The sequence below is a fragment of the Myroides sp. LoEW2-1 genome, from assembly GCF_009767705.1.
Lineage (GTDB): Bacteria > Bacteroidota > Bacteroidia > Flavobacteriales > Flavobacteriaceae > Flavobacterium > Flavobacterium album_A.
Window position 1 is genome coordinate 1 of the sequence record NZ_WSPP01000318.1, and the last position, 735, is coordinate 735.

Annotated in this window: 1 protein-coding gene; it reads left to right on the forward strand. The window is 31.7% G+C overall.

Going from position 1 to position 735, the window contains the following annotated elements; translation table 11 throughout:
* The first annotated feature begins 12 nt into the window (after nucleotides 1–12).
* The gene (locus GOQ24_RS15215) at nucleotides 13–663 is read left to right on the forward strand and encodes an outer membrane beta-barrel protein (RefSeq protein ID WP_160340073.1); all 651 of its coding nucleotides are present in this window, start codon (nucleotides 13–15) and stop codon (nucleotides 661–663) included.
* Nucleotides 664–735: the final 72 nt, after the last annotated feature.

Genomic DNA, 735 nt, shown 5'->3' on the forward strand with positions numbered 1-735 from the left:
AAATAGCTAAATATGAAAAAATTAGTACTTTCAGTTATGTCAGTTGTTGCTTTAGGTATGGCAGCTAACGCTCAAGAAGTAGAAAAACCAAACTTCGGTTTCAAAGAAGGAGATATCATGTTAGAAGGATCTTTCCAAATTTCTGACAAAGTGACTAAACCAACTGAAACAAATGAGGGAAAAGAGAAATTTACTAATTATACAGTTAATCCTAAAGTAGGTTACTTTATCTCTGATAAAGTTGCTGTTGGGGCATCTGTAGCTTTTGGTAAATCTCACGGTGATTTTGCTGATATGGATCAAATCGGAGATGCTTATTCTAAAGACATTTATGCTGGAGCATTTGCACGTTACTATTTCTTAGAATTAGGTAAACGTTTTAAAACTTATGCTGAAGTAGGAGTTGGATTTGCAGAAAATAAAAATGATTTTTCTAAAGTAAAATATACTGGTATTAAAGCTGGTTTAGACCTTGGTTTTAACTACTTTGTAACTGAGAACTTAGCAGTTGCATTTACTTTAGGAAATGTATTCTCTTACTCTAACCAAGATAAGAAATCTGATGGTAAGAAAGTAAGTTCTGTTTCTGAAACAAATGCTAACTTAAACATCTTTGATAACTTCTTTGACCAAGCTAAATTTGGTTTAATCTACAAATTCTAATTGATAGAATAGTAGTTACTATAAAGAATCTAAAGAGGGTGTCCCAAAAGGTCACCCTCTTTTGTATTATAT

Coding starts and splice junctions, on each gene's coding strand:
- GOQ24_RS15215 (WP_160340073.1), top strand. CDS start 13: ATGAAAAAATTAGTACTTTCAGTTATGTCAGTTGTTGCTTTAGGTATG.